Below are 18,279 nucleotides of genomic sequence, written 5' to 3'. Positions count from 1 at the left end.
GGCGATCATGTGATGCGAAAGGCTGTCCGTTGTTGAGGCGACCCTGAGCGCGTCAGATGTTTCAATATTACGTGTTGCAGTCGTTGGCGTTCCTCCGGGGTCGCGGTGGGGAATTTGACGCCAAAGTGGTTGCCCTCTACCCAGCAGACTTTTGCCCCGACGAGACACAACGGGGATTTACCATCTTGAAAATCGAGAAACAGAGTGAGTCTGACACCGACAGAGAGAGGATCCGTGCTGAGGATTTTGCAGCCAGTTTTGGACAGTTCACGCACAATCCCTTCTCCGCTGGCGACCTGTGACCCATTGTCTGTGGTGTATGTGACTCGATAATTGAGTGGTGCGCGTTCCGCATCGCGTCGATCCAGCAACGCATGCGTTTTCTTGAGATGAACAGTCGACTCAGAAGATCTTGATCTTGTACTCACCGAATACCTCCTACCGGAGCGTTGTCCGCGCGTTCCAGATTCATGCTGAGTTATGTATGAACCATCCGTTCAGGGATGGAGCGGTGAAATTCAGGTCCACCGCCATGTGCCGTGGCTGCGTGGAACGTAAGGTGCTAGGCGAGTGGAGGGGGGCGGGAAATGACAGTGCCGCCCAAGCGGGCGAAGAAGAAAAAAGGGACGTGCCGTTCACCGCCCACTGTACTGCCAGGGTGCCGGTATTCGAGGAGAGCACTGTGTGCAAAGCTCGGATCTACAGTATTCCAGTACTGGTCGTGTGTCGGGTCGGATGGTTCGACGTCAACTATGACCACATAAGGAACGGGAGAAAGCTGGAAGGCATCGGAGGTCAGGACTTGAAACAGATACGGCGCGATGCACAGCACGAGCACACTCAGGAGCATCGTGATTTTCAGCCTACGGTGGGGCATGAGTCGGGTCTCGATCAATCACACCGTTTAAATTTAGCAGAGTCTGGCTGTTCTGTCTGGAAAATGGGGCAGGTCGACGGTGATGGCACAGTGTATCCGATCTTCTTAAAAACAATGGGTATTCCGATCTGTCAGGTACGGGACAGATCGGCAAATTGGAGCCGAGTTTTCGACACAAATTGGCCTCTTCTTCACAAACTGGCATGCACGTATAGATCTGAGAGTTTAAGAGACGTTGTCTTTACCGGGACAGCGCCGTCGACTTCCCGTCAATCTGCGTCGTGCGTCTGCGGATGCTCTGCTTGGCTTTACAAAGGAGGGGTTGGAGGCCGAGGGGGATGGAAGTGGCTCTGTCCCCCTCGTCAGCACATCACTGTTTGGATCCGGGACCCGATGCGGGGTGCAGATCGATCACGCTCCCACTTTTGTTGAGTTCCGCTGTCACGCGGGTGCCATCCTGAATGGATCCGGTACGACGCTCGACTGCAAGCCCGAGCGGCATGATCTCCGGATAGTCCCCATTATTCTTGGAGGGAGGACCGTTTAGGGCTTCCAGGCGAGATGATTCAAGAGGTCGGCCAGTCGCACGGCCGCCTTCGTCAATTGGGTCTCGACGACAGGCTCATGGTTCGTGCTGTATTCGGTTTTCGTGGGAGGAGCGTCAATCGTCATGCGGATCGACGCGTCCGCCATATGACTGTCTCGCACGATCCCATTTCGGCGCACAAACGCATATGCCTTCGACTCGCGTGCCGTCTTGAGTGAATCCGTTGCCCAATGTGCCGCCCAGCTGAAATGCTCACCCGATGAACGATAGTCGAAGGAGGAGGCCAACTTCATGCGTTGGATAATGCGGTGAACGAGTCGTGCAGCATCCTCCGCGGTAGGGGCCTTTCCGCAGGCGCCGATGCCGGCCAAGGCCTTGACGAGACAGCTATCCCATAATGCGTGCAGGTTGTCCCTCGCTGAATCGCTGAACAGCAAATCGTTCCCGCCGCGATCACCGAGCACGCCGACTCGGCCGGCATCATGAGGATTCTCAATCAGGACAGGGTTCGGCAGATCCTGATGCGTGGTTCGATAATAACCGGTCGCAACATGAAGGGGCTGATGGACGTCCCCAACGAGATGGATGAGCCAGCGAAGCGCCTGGGTCTTTGTCCAGGGAGTCACTTCGCCGACCGTTTCAAGTGTTTCAATACACACATTGAGCATCTGCACGACGTCATGAGGACTCGTAAACGGCGTGAGGAGATCGTCGAGATCCGCGTCATCGGGATAATGTGCACTCCCCAGCGGCAGATTGACGAAATGCCATTGGGCATTGTCGGGAAACGCAGCATTGAACGCCTGGGCTTCTTTCACCCCGTGCTCGTCCAGTTTGGATGCGGCAGTTCCGTGTCGTTGGAGGTCCCGTATCTGGTCCGGCCAGGTAGAGGCTTTGGCCAAGGCATGTGGGGGGAGCGTGGCGCCATGGCCGAGGATCTGCGCGATGGATTTCGCCGTCTCAGGCGAAAGATGCTCTTGCGCGGCGTCGGCAATTGCCTCGTGCCCGAGACTTTCCCATGCCGAGGCATCATGGGGCCAGACAAGCAGCGCCATAATCCAGAGGAGAAATAGCTGCATCACTTCTCCCTCCCGCTTTCGCAGAGCACGAAGGAAGCTACCTGTTCTCAAGAGTCTAATCAAGAGGGGCGATCGATCACCGCAGACTGTGGAGCCCGGCTCGTGTGACCAAGATGGGCCAGAATCCGGAGAGCTTGAGAAAATCACCGACCTGCCATTGTTCCAGGATCTGTTCGATCTGCGGGGGGTCACATTCCTCGAGGAAGTCCCCCGCGAACTTGACCTTGAAAGTCTGGCTCGTCGGACCGCCAATGATCGTGAACACTTCCAGCTTCGTGTCCGTCGTTTCCTGATGATGATCGACCGTCCATCCGGGAAACTTGCGGACAAGATATCCCTGGATTGCCGCGATCCTTGACGATTCAGCTTCTCGCATCTTCGTCTCCAATGATGGCGCGCCGATACGAGAGGTTCAACTTCGGAAGAAAGGAGGGCAGGGCTCCGGGTGCATCACTCGGGTCTTACAGGCGGCGCATCACCCGTGTGGGAATTGCCGGAGGAGGGAGGAAGCGGTCGAGTCGGTATGCCCTGACGTTCGAGTTTCTCCAGGACTTCCTGCTTCAATCTCGTCGGTTCCTCGATCCGGTTCTCACGCTGGAACGTGCTGAGTTCGGTCGCCTTCCTCGCATTCAGGTCGACCATATCGACTTCATCTCTGACGAGGGTGGGTGTCAGAAAGACCAGCAAGTTGAGTTTTTCGGTCGCGCGGCTCTGAAATTTGAACAGCCAGCCCAGATAGGGAATGTCGCCGAGCATCGGTATCTTCCGCTCGCTGATGACGATATTGTCCCGTACGAGTCCTCCGACGACCAGGGTCTGTTGATCTTTGGCCACCGTCGTCGTTTCCATGGAGCGCTTGGTGGTGGTGGGTCCGACGGGTACGCTCGAGGTGCCGCTTCCGATCGTCTGGGCCACGTTTTCCGCGATGGCCGTGATCTCCTGCTTGATCTCCAGGCGGATCATGTCGTCTTCCAGCACTTGTGGGGTCAACTCCAGCGTGACGCCGACGTCTTTGCGTTCGATCGTGACGAGGGTGCCGCCCGTGATGCCTTGTGCCTGCCCTGTGGGAAAAGGCCGATTTTCTCCGACAACAATCTTGGCCTTCTGATTATCCGCGGCCAGCACCTGCGGCGTGGACAGGATGTTCGTGTCGGTGAGGTTCATGAGCACCTGCAGAAACGCCCGAACGTTGATGGAGTTCAATACCGACACCGCTCCCCCGGTCGATGCGTCTGCGCCCAAGCCTAGAATGGTTTGCGCGATCGAGGAGAGGTTCTCCGGAGCCGTGTTGACTCCGACGATGCCTTGAACGTTTCCGCTTTTTCCCACGCCGATCAATTGAACAGGATCGGTTCCGATCTGTTTGAGACGGTCGACCTGGACCTCAAGGATCACGGCTTCCACAAAGACTTGTTTGCGCCGGCTGTCCAAGTCACGGATAACCGATTGAAGCTTGCTGTAAGCAGCCTTGGTCGAACTGATGATGATCGCATTGGTCGCCTTGTCCGCGAAGACCTGGACCGGCGCCTCAAATTCCGTCAACGGTCTGATGGGCGGTCTGGTGCCCGGCGCGATTTGAGCTACCGTTTGAGATCGGGCTACCAGGTTGGTCAACACAGCGGCCAGGTCCGTCGCATTGGCATGCTTCAGCCTGTAGACGAAGACGCCTCGCTCGGGCGGCAATTCTCCCATCGGGACAATCTGATAGACGGAGCCTTTTGGAACGACAGCCAGCCGGCTGACCTCCAAGGCGGAAACAAAGAGGTTGTACGCTTGTTCCTGGTTCACCTTGGTCGGAGAGAAGACGGTGATTTTACCGCCCGCCTTCTTGACGTTATCGTCGAGAACGAAATTCTTTCCCGTGAGTTCGCTGATAAACCGTACGAACACGGGTAATTCGACTTCGTTGAAATCCAGACTGACTCGGCCGGAGGAAGATGGCGCGGTCTCTGCGCTAGCGGTAGGTGGCAGGAAGGTGTCGCACGTGAACAACGGCGCGAGAGCGATGGCTCCTCGCAAGACCGTAAACCATGAAAAAACGCGGAATCGCATAGGTTTCTCGCAATTGACCCAGTTCAAGCATGGCACTCAGGAAGCGGTTAATCGTATGACGCTACCATATGTATCCGTGTGACACAACCATCAACGGTGCGTCTTTGGCAGAACTGTTCACGAGTACCGCGTGGTGCGAAGGGTGCCACCTGCATGGCTAAGGGTCTAACGATTCTCGGTCATTCTCGACTGAGATGTGCATTTTTGGAAGAAAAATGAGAAACCGCGAGAACATGACCAGCCTAACTGACTGGAATTAAAGGCACATCCTTGCTGATATTCGCACCACAATGGCATCAGGATTGCACAAGCCAATCCGGTTCCACACTCCCAACGGGCATGTTCCCATTGCGTGATCGAGCGGCGGCCCGATCACACGCAAGAACCGCTGCGCGCAAGCCATCATCTGCTAAGGTTGAAACGTGCGGACCGACAAACGAACGTCACACAAAACCGATAAGAAACCCGCGGCTAAGGGGATCAAGGGCGTCGTCGGGTATAGCAAGAAAAGCGCTCTCCTCGAAGAAGCCATCACCCACATGAACGCCGGCAAGTACGGCCGGTCGTCCGCCTCGCTCAAGGAACTGCTGGCGCTCGATCCTCAGAATATGGAGGCGCGCCGACTCTTTGCCACGTTGCACCTCCGACTGGGCAGCCTGGTGACGGCGAGAGAAGCGTTCGAATCCTTGGCGAACGAGGCGATCGGCCGACAGGATTACTGGTTGGCGGAATCGCTTCTAAGGGAATATCTCGCCGCGGGTCCTCGATGCATACCCTTTCTTGAACTCCTCGCGCACGTGTACGAGGAGAAAGGGGATGCCATGGCGGCCGTGGCCGAACTGGGCAAAGCAGTCGAAATTCTCTTGGAAGATCCCGATCCTGACCACCCCCAGAAACCCTCACAGCTCTATGGAAGAATCAGGGAGCTGGCCCCGGCCAGCCTCGTGGCGTTTCAGTTCGCCTCCTCATTTGACATCCAGACCGGCGAATTTCGACGGCAGCCTCGTGAAGTCGAGCCGCCGCGCGGCGGAGAAGAGATCTCGCGGGTCGAGACGGCGACCTTCTCGGATAGAACGGATTCTTCAGTGGAAGTCATGCCGTGGGAACACCTGGAGGAGCCTGTCGCGCCGGCTTCTTCAGCCGCAGGATCGCCGTTTGATCCTCCGGTTCTCGACGATCATCCGGCTGCCTCAATCCCTGAGCCTCGCGTGGCTGATGTGGGTGAGCACATCGCCGAGAGCGAATTATCGCCGCCTGCACCAGTCGCGGTTCCAATTCAGACCCCGGACATCGCTTCCGGCTGGAGCGTGACGCCAATGGACGACCTCGCCGCGGATGAGGCAGTCGTCGACGAATCACTGACGACGTCGGACCGGCTGCCTGAAGCGTCATCGCTCCCGATGGCACCTCTCGATGAGTCGGATCATGGATTTGCCCAGGCAAGCCTCTCCGCTCCGGAGTCCGTTTACGATCTCACAGATTCGGCGGCTTCGATCGATGCGTCCATGCCCGAGCCTGAGACGTTGCTGTCACGGATGCCTTGGGAGCACGTGGCGGATGCGGGTCTTCAAATTGTCGAGCCGGAACCTCCCCCTGTTGCCGACGAGCTGGTCGTGACGGAGTCATCGTTCGACGAGCCGGTGCTTCCAGAATCCGAACCGGCCTTGCCGCCGGCCGTACCCATCGAATCGTCATCGGTTTTGCTTCCTCCTTCTGATGAGTATCGTGATCCCATCGAGCAACGAGACTTGGCAGCAGCCGAGACGACCGTTCAACCAGCCGAATCCAAAACTGAATCTTCGCCCACTCCGACGCCATCGTCCCCCCTGTCTTTTTCCTGGAATGCCATCTTCGATTCCGCCTGGAAGATTGCAGCCGGCACGACGGCGCCCAGCACTCCGGATATGGCGAAAGAATCCGAATTGACGTCGCCCTCCATGCCGGACAGTCTGCCACTGTTGCAGCAGCGCGAATCGTCGGAGAGTTCCGAGGAGCCGCCAGCGTCGCATGCCGGTGGCCATGCAGTCGAACTTTCCGTGCCCGAGCCACCGCCGGAGTTTTCGATCGAACCGGCACCTCATCCCTTGCCGCCGTCGAGCGATGCACTTTGGCCGAGCACGGATCCGGAGCCCCTTGAGACCCCGTCGACGAGCTTCCCGTCGAGTCCGGAGCGTGACGAATCTCGTCCGGTCGAGGAACTTCGGACTCTAAGTTCGATGGATACGGACTCCCTTGCATCCTCTGCGGCAATCGGCGATCCGATCGTAGAGGCGCAAGATATGAGTCGTGTTCCGTTGGACCCGGCCCAATCCGATGCCGCTCCGTCAATGACTCCCCCGGAATTCCGACTTGCCTCCGGCAATGAAACAAGTCCTGATGCTTCCGATCCGGCTCCTGTTCCGGACGCGCTCCTCAATAGCACGGCGCCGGATGCTCCCATCACGGATGTGACGAGCGAGTCCATGATGCCCTCAAGCGACATGGACCCCCGATGGAGCACCGGAGAGGTCGCGGTCCAACATCATCGTCCGACCATCGAAAAGAAGAAATGGGAAGCTCCGCCGGCCGTTGTGACCGAACCTCCGCGAGCCGCGGCGGAGGCGGAATCACTCATCGAACCGGTTTCCGAGTTATCGCGGGGATGGGAAGCCCCTGGATCGGATGAAGCCGTGGCCGCCGTCCTTCCGGCACCTGTCGTGGAAGAAGTAGTCCCGCCGCCCCAAGACATGAGACCGGAGTGGGCGCAAGCCAGTGACGCGATCGTCCTTGAGCCGTCAGTGGACCAGACACCAGTGACCCCGCTGCTTCGGTCCGAATCGGTCCCCTCCGTTGAAGAACCGGGCCGCTCACCGGTTGCGGCCGCTGTTGATGCGCTCTTCGGAAGCACCGGTCAAAGCCAGCCCATCCACACGATGGAACGGACAACTCCACCGAGATCCGGGCCGCGTTGGTCCGCCCGCTTGAGCCGACTTCGGTTCACCGTGGTATCCCTCATCGGTTCCAGCTTTTCGACGACCAGAGCTTTCGCCGTGTTGTGCCTCAGCCTCGGGATATTCGGTGTAGTCGTCCTTGCGCTCGGCGTGGGACTGCTCGCCGTCTCATGGATCGCGATGGAAGAGGCCCCAACGCCGCGCTATCAGGCGCTCACGGCGGGTCCGCAGCGGACGATCACCGACCCCAAGAATAACGGGTTTCTTCTGCTCCTGGGATTCGATACTCCATCAGACGGTGATCCGCTGAAAGCCGGATATGAGCGTAAGCCGGGCGAACAAGATGTCTTCCAATCCCAAGTCTGTGCGTCGGAGCAGGATGTCACGCCCTCGGCTTCCGGTGGCTCCTCGCCGTCAAGTGTCGTCGGCGGCTGGTTCAAGAGCGCCAATCCGGTCGCTCAAGCGAAGGCAGGGTCGGATGTATTCCGATCGCTTCTGGCCAAAGAGGCCACGGCACTCTCTCGATATCAACAATTCATGGGGATGCCCTTTGACGATTGGGGATTCGGGCAGATCCTCAGTCCCAACTGTGCGCACATTCTTCTGACCCACCGATTGTATCTCATGGAGGGCTTCAATCAGGATGTCGGATCGGGGGTGACGAGACTGGAGAAAGACATGGAGTCATGGCGAACGGTATTGGGGCAATCCAAGACGCTCATGATGAAGATGTTGGCCGTCGGGGCGGTGCAGGATGACGTGAGGCTGGCCTCGTCGGTCTTGACCCGTCCCGAGGCGGATGCGACGGTGATCAACCGCCTGTCGAAGATCGTGCGCCCGCTCGATCAACTGGAATTGTCCGTTCGATGGCCGATGCAAAGCCAGTTTGTGTGGGCCACAGGACGCGTTCCGGCCGACCTGGAGCAGTATGCCCAGGAGGACCATCCGCTCTACCTGTCGATGGCGGCTGCCATGCCTCTGCCGGTGCAGCGGCGCGCGAACGCCTATGCGGACTACTATGAAGCTGCCAATAAAGCCGTTGCCGAGGGACGGTACGTGAATCTTCCCAAGCGTTCGCAGTTTGTCAGAACTTCCGCCACGAGCATCGTTGATTACTGGGCCAACCCCCTCGAGCACATCGTCGGAATCGACCCATTGCCCTCCTGGGAACCGTACGTCGGCCGTATGGTGGAAACCGATGCGCAATTGCGGCTGGCCAGCCTCCAAGTCTGGGTTCGCCGGGGGCCTCAGGAAGGAGACGTCATGACGCGTCTTGCCAAGGCCGGACAGGCGTATTATGACCCGTTTACCGGATTCCCCATGCTGGTCAATCAAGAGAGGCGGCTCTTGTACAGTGTGGGTCGAGACGGAAGGGATCAGGGGGGGGATCCCGCGCAGGACGTGGTCGTTGCCATTTCATCTCTGCAACCCGCGGGCGAGTCCAAACGGGCTTCCCGGTAACATCGCCTATCATTCTTCAGCGCAAGTCGGCTTGACACCCTGCTCGGTATTCCACAAAATCTGACAGTCCACTCGCCTTACGAGGAACACGATGCCGCCGCAGCGCACCGGAACATCGGGCCCAGTCATCAAGGGATCGTTGTCTGAGACGCCGATTCCCACACGCAACGTATCCAACGGAGAATTCCTTCCCGTTCCTCAGACTCTCCACCAACGCCATGTCGAATACCGGGCCCAGCGCCTGGCTGACCGGGCAGCCCAGCGTCTCGGCGTCTCCAGGCGCGAGTTTCTTCGAGGTACGGGCGGCCTCGCCGCCGTGCTGTTGGCGATGAACGGAGTGTTCGGCCGATTTTTCGGAATCGGACCTGTGGAGCTGTTCGAGCCGTCGGCTTTTGCCGAGCAACGGGGCGATCCATATTTTATCTTCGACGTGCAGAATCACTATGTCAGCTCGGAGTACGATCCGAGCGATGCAGAGAGTCAACGGAAGGGCGCGGTATCAAAGCAGGCATTGATCGCACTGAGACGGCGAGTTCGCGAGACCGGCGTCAATCCCGCCTTGACCGGAGACCGCGGAACAATTGACGATCTGTCATGGCGAAACTTCGTGAAGGAAGTGTTTCTCGACAGTGAGACGTCGATCGGCTTGATCAGCACGCCCCCCGGTCCCTATCCCCAGGCCGCGGTCGTTCCTCCGAGGGAAATGGCGCACATCCGCGACGAAATCAACCGGCTGGCCGGCTCGCGCCGAATGCTCGCCCACGGACTGGCGACTCCGCAGTTGGGCTCGGCCGACCTCGACTTCATGGCCATGCAGGCCGAAACGTTGGGAGTCGAAGCCTGGAAATGCTACACCGGAGCCTGCCCGAAGGGATTCGAACGTGGATGGTGGATGGACGACGAGGCGGTCGCATATCCGATGCTCGAACAGGCGAGAAAGCTGAACGTCAAACGGGTCTGCGTCCACAAAGGCCTCCCGCTGGGTCCCGTGCCGGACTACAACCATCCGAAGGATCTCATCAAGGCGGCCAAAGATTTTCCCGACATCACGTTTTTGGTCTATCACTCCGGTTTCAAAACCGTGGCCGGGATCGACGACGTCTTTGCCCGGTCGGGTGAGATTCCATGGACGACGGAATTTTGCAGTATGAAGAAGCATGAGCCGGGACTGACCAATATTTACATGGAACTTGGTTCGACGTTCGCGCAGTTGGTGACGGCTCATCCCGGAACATGCGCTCATCTCATCGGACAAATCGTCGAGGCGTTCGGGGTCGATCATGTCCTGTGGGGAACGGATTCAATTTGGTCCGGATCGCCCCAGTGGCAGATCGAAGCGTTCCGGCGATTTCAGATGCCCGACGAATTCATCGAGCGGTATCGCTATCAGCCGTTGACCCGTGACGTGAAAGCCAAGATCTTCGGATTGAATGCGGCACGGGTGTTCGACGTCGACGTGACGGCCACTCGGCTGGACGTCCCTCGCGATTATCTGGGACGAATGAGAATGAGTTATCTTGAGGAAGGCCCGTTGCCCAGTCACAGACTGTACGGCTGGGTGGCGGGTTAGCGGAACAAGGTTACGGGAATACAAAGAGGCGCAAGACATGAAAAGCGAGATTCTCTATCCGGGGGCATTTCCGATGGTCCGCGTCGAATTGTCGGCGGGTGAAACCATCAAGGCCGAATCAGGCGCGATGGTGGCGTCCTCTCCGACGATCGACGTCGAAAGCAAGATGGAGGGAGGATTCCTGGGGGCCCTGTCGCGCAAGTTTCTGACGGGAGAGAAATTCTTTTTTCAGACGCTGCGAGCCACCCGAGGCGCGGGCGAAGTCCTGCTGGCGCCGACGGTGCCCGGGGACATCGTGGTGATCGAGCTCGACGGGCTCAATGAATATATCGTGCAGAAAGACGGATTTCTCGCCGGCGCCGAAACGGTGAAGATCGACAGCCAGATGCAAAGCCTCAGCCGCGGCCTGCTTGGCGGTGAGGGGTTCTTTATCCTCAAACTCAGCGGCAAGGGGACCTTGGTGTTGAACAGCTTTGGCGCGATTCATCGAATCGAGCTGAAGCCCGATCAGGAATACATCGTCGATAACAGCCATTTGGTCGCTTGGTCCGCGACGACTTCCTACCATGTCGAACGGGCTGCCGCCGGGTGGGTCGCGAGTTTCACGTCGGGAGAAGGGTTTGTCTGCCGATTCCAGGGACCCGGCGTCGTTTACATCCAAAGCCGAAATCCCGGGGGGTTCGGCCATTGGCTCAGGCAGTTTATCCCCGTTTCCGAGTAGGAGGATCGATTCGTCTTCGCCTCCTGACCCGGACACCCGTCATGAATCCCAATGCCCTCTGCTTCGGATCCGACTATCCCGCCACGGGTTTGCCGTGCCGCGTCGAGGTGATTTCCATCGGCATTGCAGTCCGGTTCGAAGACCGATCAACCGATGCGCAGGACGATGCGGACACGGTGCCGTTCGACAGGCTGTCCCTCTCGGCGGGCGGGCTCAATCACGATCAACTCATTATCCGGTACGGATCCGAGGCGGATGCGCGCGTGTTGTATCTGAACGACCCTGCCGTCATTCACGCTCTTCGAGCCGCCGCGCCGACTGCTGTGACCGAAAATCTGGAAGCGACGGCTACCGCGGTTCGGCGGAAACGACATAGGCGGCGGATCTCCTGGTTCGCCGCGAGTGTGCTGGCGGTATCTCTTGGAACGGCTGTATGGTTCGGTTCGGATCTCGCCGTGAATCTGGCGGTCGCCCGTATCCCGGTGGAATGGGAGCAGAAACTTGGCGAGGCCGCATATCAAGATTTTCTCGGACGCCAGACGGTGGTGAAGGAGGGACCGGCCGTCGACGCAGTCAGGGAAATGACCCGCCGCTTGACGGATCAGATATCCGACGACCCGTACCGTTTCGAAGTGACCGTCGTCAGGAGCGATGTCGTCAACGCGTTCGCGCTCCCGGGTGGTTATGTGGTGGTATTCACGGGCCTCCTTCAGAAAGCGGAGAGCGGAGAGGAGGTCGCCGGTGTCCTCAGTCATGAATTCAATCACGTCCTCCAGCGTCACGGGTTGGAGCGGGTTGTGAAGCAGATCGGATTGACGGCGGTGCTGTCGATCCTGCTGGGCGACCAGCAGGGCCTGATCGGTTTGACGAGACAGATCAGCGGAGAACTCCTCACGCTCAAGTTCGGCCGCGCGCAGGAGACCGAAGCCGACGTGACCGGCCTGCGACTGCTCCGGAAGGCCAAGATCGATTCGAACGGGCTCGTGCGATTCTTTGAGCGCATGGCCGAACAGCAGGGCGATCCGATCGAAATGCTGTCGACGCATCCGATGAGTGCCGCGCGCGTCGAGCGGCTGAAGGCGGAGATGGCGACTCTGCCGAAGCAGACCGTCGAACCCTTTACTTTCGATTGGAAACAGGTGCAGGGTTCACTGAGCGTCTCACGGTAAGGAGCCTCATGGACGTTCACGTGGGGATCATAGCCGACACGCACGGCCTCTTCGACCCGGCTCTTCGAAGGCATTTTCAGGGAGTCGATCGCATCATCCATGCGGGCGACATCGGGGACATAGCCGTGATCGATGAACTGCAGCGGATCGCGCCGGTCGTCGCAGTGTCCGGAAACGTGGACAGGGGACAAGCCGGAAAATTTCCTGCGGAAACAGTGATCGACCTTGCCGGATACCGGATCGCCGTGCGGCACGTCATCTATGAGGGCGGGAAGATACGGCGGGACGCGCGGCGTTTTCTGGATCGTGTGGAGCCGGATATCTGCATCTTCGGCCACACGCACAAGCCGTGCATTGAATGGATCGGGCGCCTGCTGTTGTTCAATCCGGGGTCGGCAGGTCCGAGACGATTCAGTTTGCCGCGGTCCCTCGGCCTGCTGACGATCCGAAACGACGGTCGAGAGGTCGTGCACGTCCCGTTGGCCGGTCGGGCGGAACGCCCGCCCTCCGCCGAGGGACGAGGGGCAGGGGGCCTCCGGTCGAATCACGTCGTCCAATCACATGGCCGTTCGATCCGAGCGCGCGGGTAGAGTCGAAGCAAAAGGAGGCAAGCGTGACCCCTCTGTTCAAAGGCACAATCGCATTTCTTCTCAGTGCAAGCTTTTGGCCGGCGACCATCGCCTATTCCGCTACCACCAATCCCGACACAGGACCCGGATGCGGGTTGGGAAGGCAATTGTGGGAAGATTGGAAAGGCAAGAAGCAGATCGCGCCCCAGCTGTTCATGGCATCCACGAATGTCACCGGTAGCTACACCTTCGCGATTACGTCCGGCACGTCGGGCTGCAGCAATGACGGCACCATTTGGGACAGCCAGAAGGCCGGCCTCTTCATCGACATCAACTATGCGAATGTCATGGACGATATGGCTCGAGGAGGCGGCGAGCACCTTGCCTCGCTGGCCGCCCTGTTGGGAGTCACTCAGGAGGAAGAATCGATTTTTTTCTCTCTCGTCCAACGCGAGGCTTTTTTCGCGGCGCATGGGGAGCCGGCTCTTCTCCTGGAACGGTTGGTGGCCGTCCGTCACGACCTGTCGCAGCGACGCATGCTGGCCGCATCCGCGACGAGGGAATAAGAAAGTGCGGCGTCGCGCCGCGCTTGTGGAGTACGCTTTGCCGCGGAGAGGTAGGGGAATCGATCAACAATTCTGATGTGAAGGAGGGAGTATGTCCCGCAAGATATGGGTGCTCTTGATCGCCTTCTTTGTGACGGCGGAACTGTCCGGCATGATCGATACGGCACAGGCCAAGGGGATCTCGGATCTCGGTCCCGGGTGCGGACTCGGAAAGGATCTCTGGCGAGACTCTCCCAACACCGACAAATGGGGTGTCCAAATCCTCATTTCCACGACCAACAATACGATCGTTCCCTTTCAGGCTTTTGGAATCACGAGCCAGACCATGGGATGCAAGAACAGCGGGAAGTTCTGGGCCGAACACAAGGCCAACATGTTTGCAGGCCTGAATTTCGAGAACCTCACACAAGAGATGGCTCAAGGCGGCGGGGAGCATCTTGCCTCGATGGCCGCGCTGATGGGTGTATCCGAAGATAAGCAGCCCGAGTTCTTCGCCGTGACCCAGGAGCGGTATCTGTCGCTCGTGAATGCTGGTGAAGCCTCTCCCGTTGCCATGGTAAAAGCTCTGAATGAGGCCGCGGCATCGTCTCCGGCATCGACCACCGTCGCGGCCAAGTAACGACACCGTCCGGCACTGCGGGGCGCCGGCTTCGAAACGGGCGTCCCGCCTGCCATGGGGAGCCGCACCTTGCGCGCTCATCCTCTCTCTTTTTCTCGCGTGGTCGTCATGGCCGGCCGGTGCGGCGGAACGGTCGGATCCGTCGTACGCCGACGAACTCATCGCACGGGCCGTCTCGGCAAAACTGTTCGAAGAACGCGAATGGCACCTCCTCCTGCACTATCGGCCGGGACTCTTCGGTGGATTCGCCAGCGAGCAGGACGATCCGGGATTCTTCCTGTCCGAGGCCGGGAAGACCGAGCCGCGAGCCGAGCTGGAAGCGACCCTGCGCCAGTTCTTCTCGTCGGAGGCCGTAGGACGTTCGAAGCAGCCGGCTCAGTGCGCGTTCATCGCCCGATACCGCTGGCTACAGGACAAACTGGCGTTCGACGCCGCGCGGTTGTCCCCTGAAACCTGCACGCGTTTCGATGCATGGCTCGCGGAACTCAACCCGCAATCCATCACCCTGATTTTCGCGTCCGCGTTCGTCAACAATCCCGCCTCGTCCTTCGGCCACACGTTTCTCCGCGTGGACCAGAGAGGGCAGACGGACCAAACCAGAATCCTGGCCTATACGATCAACTACGCGGCCGAAGTGCCGCGGGATGCCGGATGGATGTACCCCATCAAAGGGCTGTTCGGGGGGTTCAAGGGTTATTTCATGACGCCGCCCTATTATCTGAAGGTGCGGGAATACCGGGACATCGAGAATCGCGACATATGGGAATATCGCCTGAACTTCTCGGATCGGCAGGTCCATCGGCTACTCGAACACGCGTGGGAAATGGGCAACGCCTATTTCGACTACTTCTTTCTGAAAGAAAATTGTTCCTATCAGCTCTTGTGGCTCCTGGAGTACGCCGACCCGTCGTTGCATTTGACCGATTCCTTCTTTGTCTGGACGGTTCCGGCCGATACGGTGCGGCTGATCGCCGCCGATCCAGGCCGGGTCACCAACGTGACGTATCGGCCTTCACGGAGCAACGTGGTCAGGCGAAAGCGCGAGTCGCTTCCCTCGGGCCAGCGCGCCCTGGCGCAGCGTCTCGCCGGCGATCCGGACGCCATGGCCGATCCGGCATATGCCGGATTGCCGGCCGCGCAACAGGCGTTCCTCCTCGACCTTGCGTCCGATTATCTTCGCTATCGTATGGATACGACCGACAAGGCGATTCCTGAACTGAAGGAGCGTAACCGGGAGATCTTGGCGGCGAGGAGCCGCTTGCGTATTCCATCTCCGGAGTTTCCCGTCGTACCCTTCGCCACTCAGCCCGAACTGGGGCACAAGACCTCGCGGGCCTCCATCGGAGGCGGATGGCGCAACAACGACACGTTCGAAGAACTGTCAGTGCGTGCGGGCTATCATGACTTGCTCGATCCGGAGCCGGGCTATACGCCGGACGCACAGATCGAACTGGCGTCCGTCACCGCCCGCTATTACAACCGGGCCGACCAGGCGAGGATCGAGCGCTTCACGCTGGCGAACATCGTGTCATTGTCACCGATCGACTCGGTCTTTCATTCACCGTCGTGGAAGTTCGATCTCGGGATGAACACGATCAAGTACAACGGATGCCAACTTTGCAGCAACGGCGTGGTGAACGGAGGGATCGGAGGAGCGCTGGAATCCAAGTGGCTTCGCCGGGAAGTGTTTTTTGCATTCGCGGAAGTCGAGGCCAACTACAGCGTGGCCTATGACGATCGGTATCGAGCGGGAGGAGGCGGAACGGCGGGATTGCTGGCCGATCTGACCGAGCGATGGAAGATCATGGCGTCGGGTAGTTATTACAAATATCCCCTCGGCGACAAATCCGACGACGTGCGGTGGTTCGTGGGGCAGCGGGTCACGCTCTCGCAGAATGTCGCCTTGCGTTTGGAATATCGTCATCGCGATCAGGACAACGACGTGGTCTTCTCGGTTCAGGGATTTTTCTGAAGAGGTTCGACCGGGGAGCGGCCGAAGGCGAAGACCCTCCAGGGGTTTGAAAAAATTGACACTGGAGACAACTCCGAATATACTCGCGCTCGGTGATTTCCACGACGAGGTTTCCTCGGGGCGTCACTCATTACTCAACTTTCCTTTCAAAGGAGGACCTATGAAGAAGAAGGCATATGTGCTCTTGTCCGCCGCGTTCGTCACGGCATTCGGTTTGAGCCTGGCCGGTTGTATGCCGGTTGCGTCGCCGGTGACCGGTATCATCTTCACCGAAGTCAAGTACGGCTTCATGGCGACGACGGCCACCGCAGCCACGAAGGAAGGAAAGGCTTGCGCCCAGACCATCCTGGGGTGGGTTGCCACCGGTGACGCCAGCTTGACGGCCGCCAAGGCAGCCGGAGGAATCACCACGGTCTCCCACGTCGACCACACCGCGAAGAACATCCTCGGAATCGTGGCCGATTACTGCACGATCGTGAAGGGCAGCTGATTTGACCCGTTGATTCGGATGTCGGGGCCTTTGGGAGAATTCTCCTAAGGGCCCCTTCCTTTTCCCGAGCTGCCGAGGCGGCCGGTTCCACGGCCTCCTTTTCCTCCGACGTCTGTTATGGCACGGTCCATCTGGGCGTTCGGCCTCTTGGCTCTCTTGAGCCTTCCATTTACCGTGCGAGCGGAAACCGAAACACATACGGACGTGTACATCAGTCTGTATGCGCTGGGAAGCTGGCCGTACGACCGCGACGCCTTTGTGCTTACCGGTCCTGCTCCCGGCACCAGTGTGGGAAGCGGAGCGGGGGCCGGGCTGAAGGTGGCGGTATTCCCCGTCATGGGAAGGGGATTCTTCGGCATCGAACTCGAGTCCATGGGCAACAGCAGCAATCTCTCCGTTCCGCTCACGACCGGCCCTGGCGCGGGGTCGGTGGGGCGCACCAACCTCTGGGTGTTCAACTCGATGGCGAATCTCATCCTCCGGTATCCCGGCCTGCCCGTCATTCCCTATATCGGCATCGGAGGAGGGTTGTCGCAGGGCGTCCTGAGCGGGGCCAATATACCGGGCCGTTCGGATCAGGATTTTGAAAGTTCGGCGACATTCGGGTATCAGTTCTTCGGGGGACTGCAGACCAACGTGACGAAGCGGATCTTCCTCTTCGGCGAATACAAATACTTGTCGGCCAACTACCACTGGCAGTCGCTGTCTTTGGAGTATCGATCCCAGTATTTGGGGGCCGGCATCGGCCTGCGGTTTTAGGTCTGACGGTCTGACGGGTCCTACGGTAGAGGAATTCGATGAGCGGCATTCTCGATCGCTTCTTTGTCTTTCACCCCGATCCCTGGGACGACCGGGACTGGCAGCAACGGAGCGGGATCCCGTTGGAAGACGTCTGGTTTTCTTCGGCTGATGGGACCAAATTGTTCGGCTGGTACGTGGAGGGGTTCGCCGATCGCCCGGTAATCCTCTGGTGTCACGGGAACGCCGGGAACGTGATCAACCGACTGGACAACCTTGCAAGGCTGTTCAGGTCGGCCTTCTCGGTCTTTGTATTCGACTATCGGGGATACGGCCGCAGCCAAGGCCGCCCTTCGGAGGAGGGCCTGTATCTCGACGCCATCGGAGCCTACGATTATCTGACCAGAACAAGGATGATACGTCCCGAGCGGCTGATTCTGTTCGGCCGGTCGCTCGGTGCCGCGGTTGCGGGCGATCTGGCGGCTCAGAATCCGGCGGCCGGCCTGGTGCTGGAATCGTCGTTTCCTTCCATCGAGGCCGTCGCCAAGGTTCACTACGGGGGGTTGCCGCTTCACTGGCTTTTGGGAGCGGAATTCCGCCTGATCGACCGGCTGCCGAGCCTGTCTCTGCCGAAACTGATCATTCACGGGGATCGGGACGACATCATTCCCCTGGCCTTGGGGCGGCAAGTCTTCGACGGTTCGTTGCCGCCCAAATCGTTCTATGTCATCCCCGGCGCGGGACATAATAATACCTACGTGGTCGGCGGCAGTGCGTATTTCAGCCGATTTGCCGAATTCGCACTGAGCGCGGTCCGTTCCTAACGCCGCTTCACCGTCGGCAAGGACAGAAGAAGTGATTGGCGACCAGCGAGAGTTTTGATAGAGTGCGAGCCGCCAATGGTCCGATCCCGTTCACG

General features: G+C 59.1%; 15 protein-coding genes. 11 read left to right on the top strand and 4 right to left on the bottom strand.

Annotated elements, in window-relative coordinates:
- Positions 1-5 precede the first annotated feature (5 nt).
- From NSJP_RS20020 to NSJP_RS03830, 4 genes are all read right to left on the bottom strand, one after another.
- Positions 6-428, bottom strand: a complete 423-nt coding sequence (locus tag NSJP_RS20020; RefSeq protein ID WP_172834138.1) for a PilZ domain-containing protein — start codon at positions 426-428, stop codon at positions 6-8.
- Between the two features lie 992 nt (positions 429-1,420).
- Positions 1,421-2,503, bottom strand: a complete 1,083-nt coding sequence (locus NSJP_RS03840; RefSeq protein WP_080885613.1) for a S1/P1 nuclease — start codon at positions 2,501-2,503, stop codon at positions 1,421-1,423.
- A 76-nt stretch (positions 2,504-2,579) separates the two neighbouring features.
- Positions 2,580-2,879, bottom strand: a complete 300-nt coding sequence (locus NSJP_RS03835; protein ID WP_080885612.1) for a hypothetical protein — start codon at positions 2,877-2,879, stop codon at positions 2,580-2,582.
- A gap of 74 nt (positions 2,880-2,953) precedes the next feature.
- On the bottom strand, positions 2,954-4,555 hold the full coding sequence (locus NSJP_RS03830) for a secretin N-terminal domain-containing protein (RefSeq protein WP_080885611.1): 1,602 nt from the start codon (positions 4,553-4,555) through the stop codon (positions 2,954-2,956).
- A gap of 422 nt (positions 4,556-4,977) precedes the next feature.
- On the opposite strand from NSJP_RS03830, the gene NSJP_RS03825 reads away from it, so the two are divergent.
- The 11 genes from NSJP_RS03825 to NSJP_RS03775 all read left to right on the top strand — a co-directional run bounded on the left by NSJP_RS03825 (position 4,978) and on the right by NSJP_RS03775 (position 18,184).
- Positions 4,978-8,946, top strand: coding sequence for a tetratricopeptide repeat protein (locus tag NSJP_RS03825; protein ID WP_080885610.1), 3,969 nt, complete (start codon positions 4,978-4,980; stop codon positions 8,944-8,946).
- A gap of 91 nt (positions 8,947-9,037) precedes the next feature.
- On the top strand, positions 9,038-10,516 hold the full coding sequence (locus NSJP_RS03820; RefSeq protein ID WP_080885609.1) for an amidohydrolase family protein: 1,479 nt from the start codon (positions 9,038-9,040) through the stop codon (positions 10,514-10,516).
- Positions 10,517-10,553: 37 nt separating this feature from the next.
- Positions 10,554-11,237: a TIGR00266 family protein gene (locus NSJP_RS03815; protein WP_080885608.1), complete on the top strand. Its 684-nt coding sequence runs from the start codon at positions 10,554-10,556 to the stop codon at positions 11,235-11,237.
- 41 nt (positions 11,238-11,278) lie between these two features.
- On the top strand, positions 11,279-12,406 hold the full coding sequence (locus NSJP_RS03810) for a M48 family metallopeptidase (RefSeq protein ID WP_080885607.1): 1,128 nt from the start codon (positions 11,279-11,281) through the stop codon (positions 12,404-12,406).
- A gap of 8 nt (positions 12,407-12,414) precedes the next feature.
- Positions 12,415-12,996 carry a metallophosphoesterase family protein gene (locus NSJP_RS03805; protein ID WP_080885606.1) on the top strand — a complete coding sequence of 194 codons (582 nt, stop codon included), beginning with the start codon at positions 12,415-12,417 and terminating at the stop codon, positions 12,994-12,996.
- A gap of 23 nt (positions 12,997-13,019) precedes the next feature.
- Positions 13,020-13,541 carry a DUF3015 family protein gene (locus tag NSJP_RS03800; protein WP_172834137.1) on the top strand — a complete coding sequence of 174 codons (522 nt, stop codon included), beginning with the start codon at positions 13,020-13,022 and terminating at the stop codon, positions 13,539-13,541.
- 91 nt (positions 13,542-13,632) lie between these two features.
- A complete protein-coding gene (locus NSJP_RS03795; protein WP_080885604.1) occupies positions 13,633-14,160 on the top strand; it encodes a DUF3015 family protein in 528 nt (175 codons plus the stop codon).
- The gene (locus tag NSJP_RS03790) at positions 14,111-16,132 is read left to right on the top strand and encodes an Lnb N-terminal periplasmic domain-containing protein (RefSeq protein ID WP_080885603.1); all 2,022 of its coding nucleotides are present in this window, start codon (positions 14,111-14,113) and stop codon (positions 16,130-16,132) included. Before NSJP_RS03795 ends, NSJP_RS03790 begins: the two co-directional genes overlap by 50 nt.
- Before the next feature lie 160 nt (positions 16,133-16,292).
- Complete coding sequence (locus NSJP_RS03785) at positions 16,293-16,622, top strand: TRL-like family protein (RefSeq protein WP_080885602.1); 330 nt, start codon at positions 16,293-16,295, stop codon at positions 16,620-16,622.
- A 117-nt stretch (positions 16,623-16,739) separates the two neighbouring features.
- The gene (locus NSJP_RS03780) at positions 16,740-17,381 is read left to right on the top strand and encodes an outer membrane protein (RefSeq protein WP_080885601.1); all 642 of its coding nucleotides are present in this window, start codon (positions 16,740-16,742) and stop codon (positions 17,379-17,381) included.
- A 38-nt stretch (positions 17,382-17,419) separates the two neighbouring features.
- Positions 17,420-18,184, top strand: coding sequence for an alpha/beta hydrolase (locus tag NSJP_RS03775; RefSeq protein WP_080885600.1), 765 nt, complete (start codon positions 17,420-17,422; stop codon positions 18,182-18,184).
- The last annotated feature ends 95 nt before the right edge of the window (positions 18,185-18,279 follow it).

Origin of the sequence: Nitrospira japonica, from assembly GCF_900169565.1 — a bacterium.
Lineage (GTDB): Bacteria > Nitrospirota > Nitrospiria > Nitrospirales > Nitrospiraceae > Nitrospira_C > Nitrospira_C japonica_A.
The sequence above is the reverse complement of the archived record's forward strand: the minus strand, read 5'-3'. Positions and strand labels throughout refer to the sequence as shown.

Excerpts from the sequence above, each read along its gene's own strand:
- NSJP_RS03835 (WP_080885612.1), bottom strand. The coding sequence starts at position 2,879 with ATGCGAGAAGCTGAATCGTCAAGGATCGCGGCAATCCAGGGATATCTT.
- NSJP_RS03810 (WP_080885607.1), top strand. The coding sequence starts at position 11,279 with ATGAATCCCAATGCCCTCTGCTTCGGATCCGACTATCCCGCCACGGGT.
- NSJP_RS03830 (WP_080885611.1), bottom strand. The coding sequence starts at position 4,555 with ATGCGATTCCGCGTTTTTTCATGGTTTACGGTCTTGCGAGGAGCCATC.
- NSJP_RS03795 (WP_080885604.1), top strand. The coding sequence starts at position 13,633 with ATGTCCCGCAAGATATGGGTGCTCTTGATCGCCTTCTTTGTGACGGCG.
- NSJP_RS03780 (WP_080885601.1), top strand. The coding sequence starts at position 16,740 with ATGGCACGGTCCATCTGGGCGTTCGGCCTCTTGGCTCTCTTGAGCCTT.
- NSJP_RS03820 (WP_080885609.1), top strand. The coding sequence starts at position 9,038 with ATGCCGCCGCAGCGCACCGGAACATCGGGCCCAGTCATCAAGGGATCG.
- NSJP_RS03815 (WP_080885608.1), top strand. The coding sequence starts at position 10,554 with ATGAAAAGCGAGATTCTCTATCCGGGGGCATTTCCGATGGTCCGCGTC.
- NSJP_RS03790 (WP_080885603.1), top strand. The coding sequence starts at position 14,111 with ATGAGGCCGCGGCATCGTCTCCGGCATCGACCACCGTCGCGGCCAAGT.
- NSJP_RS03785 (WP_080885602.1), top strand. The coding sequence starts at position 16,293 with ATGAAGAAGAAGGCATATGTGCTCTTGTCCGCCGCGTTCGTCACGGCA.
- NSJP_RS03840 (WP_080885613.1), bottom strand. The coding sequence starts at position 2,503 with ATGCAGCTATTTCTCCTCTGGATTATGGCGCTGCTTGTCTGGCCCCAT.
- NSJP_RS03805 (WP_080885606.1), top strand. The coding sequence starts at position 12,415 with ATGGACGTTCACGTGGGGATCATAGCCGACACGCACGGCCTCTTCGAC.
- NSJP_RS03775 (WP_080885600.1), top strand. The coding sequence starts at position 17,420 with ATGAGCGGCATTCTCGATCGCTTCTTTGTCTTTCACCCCGATCCCTGG.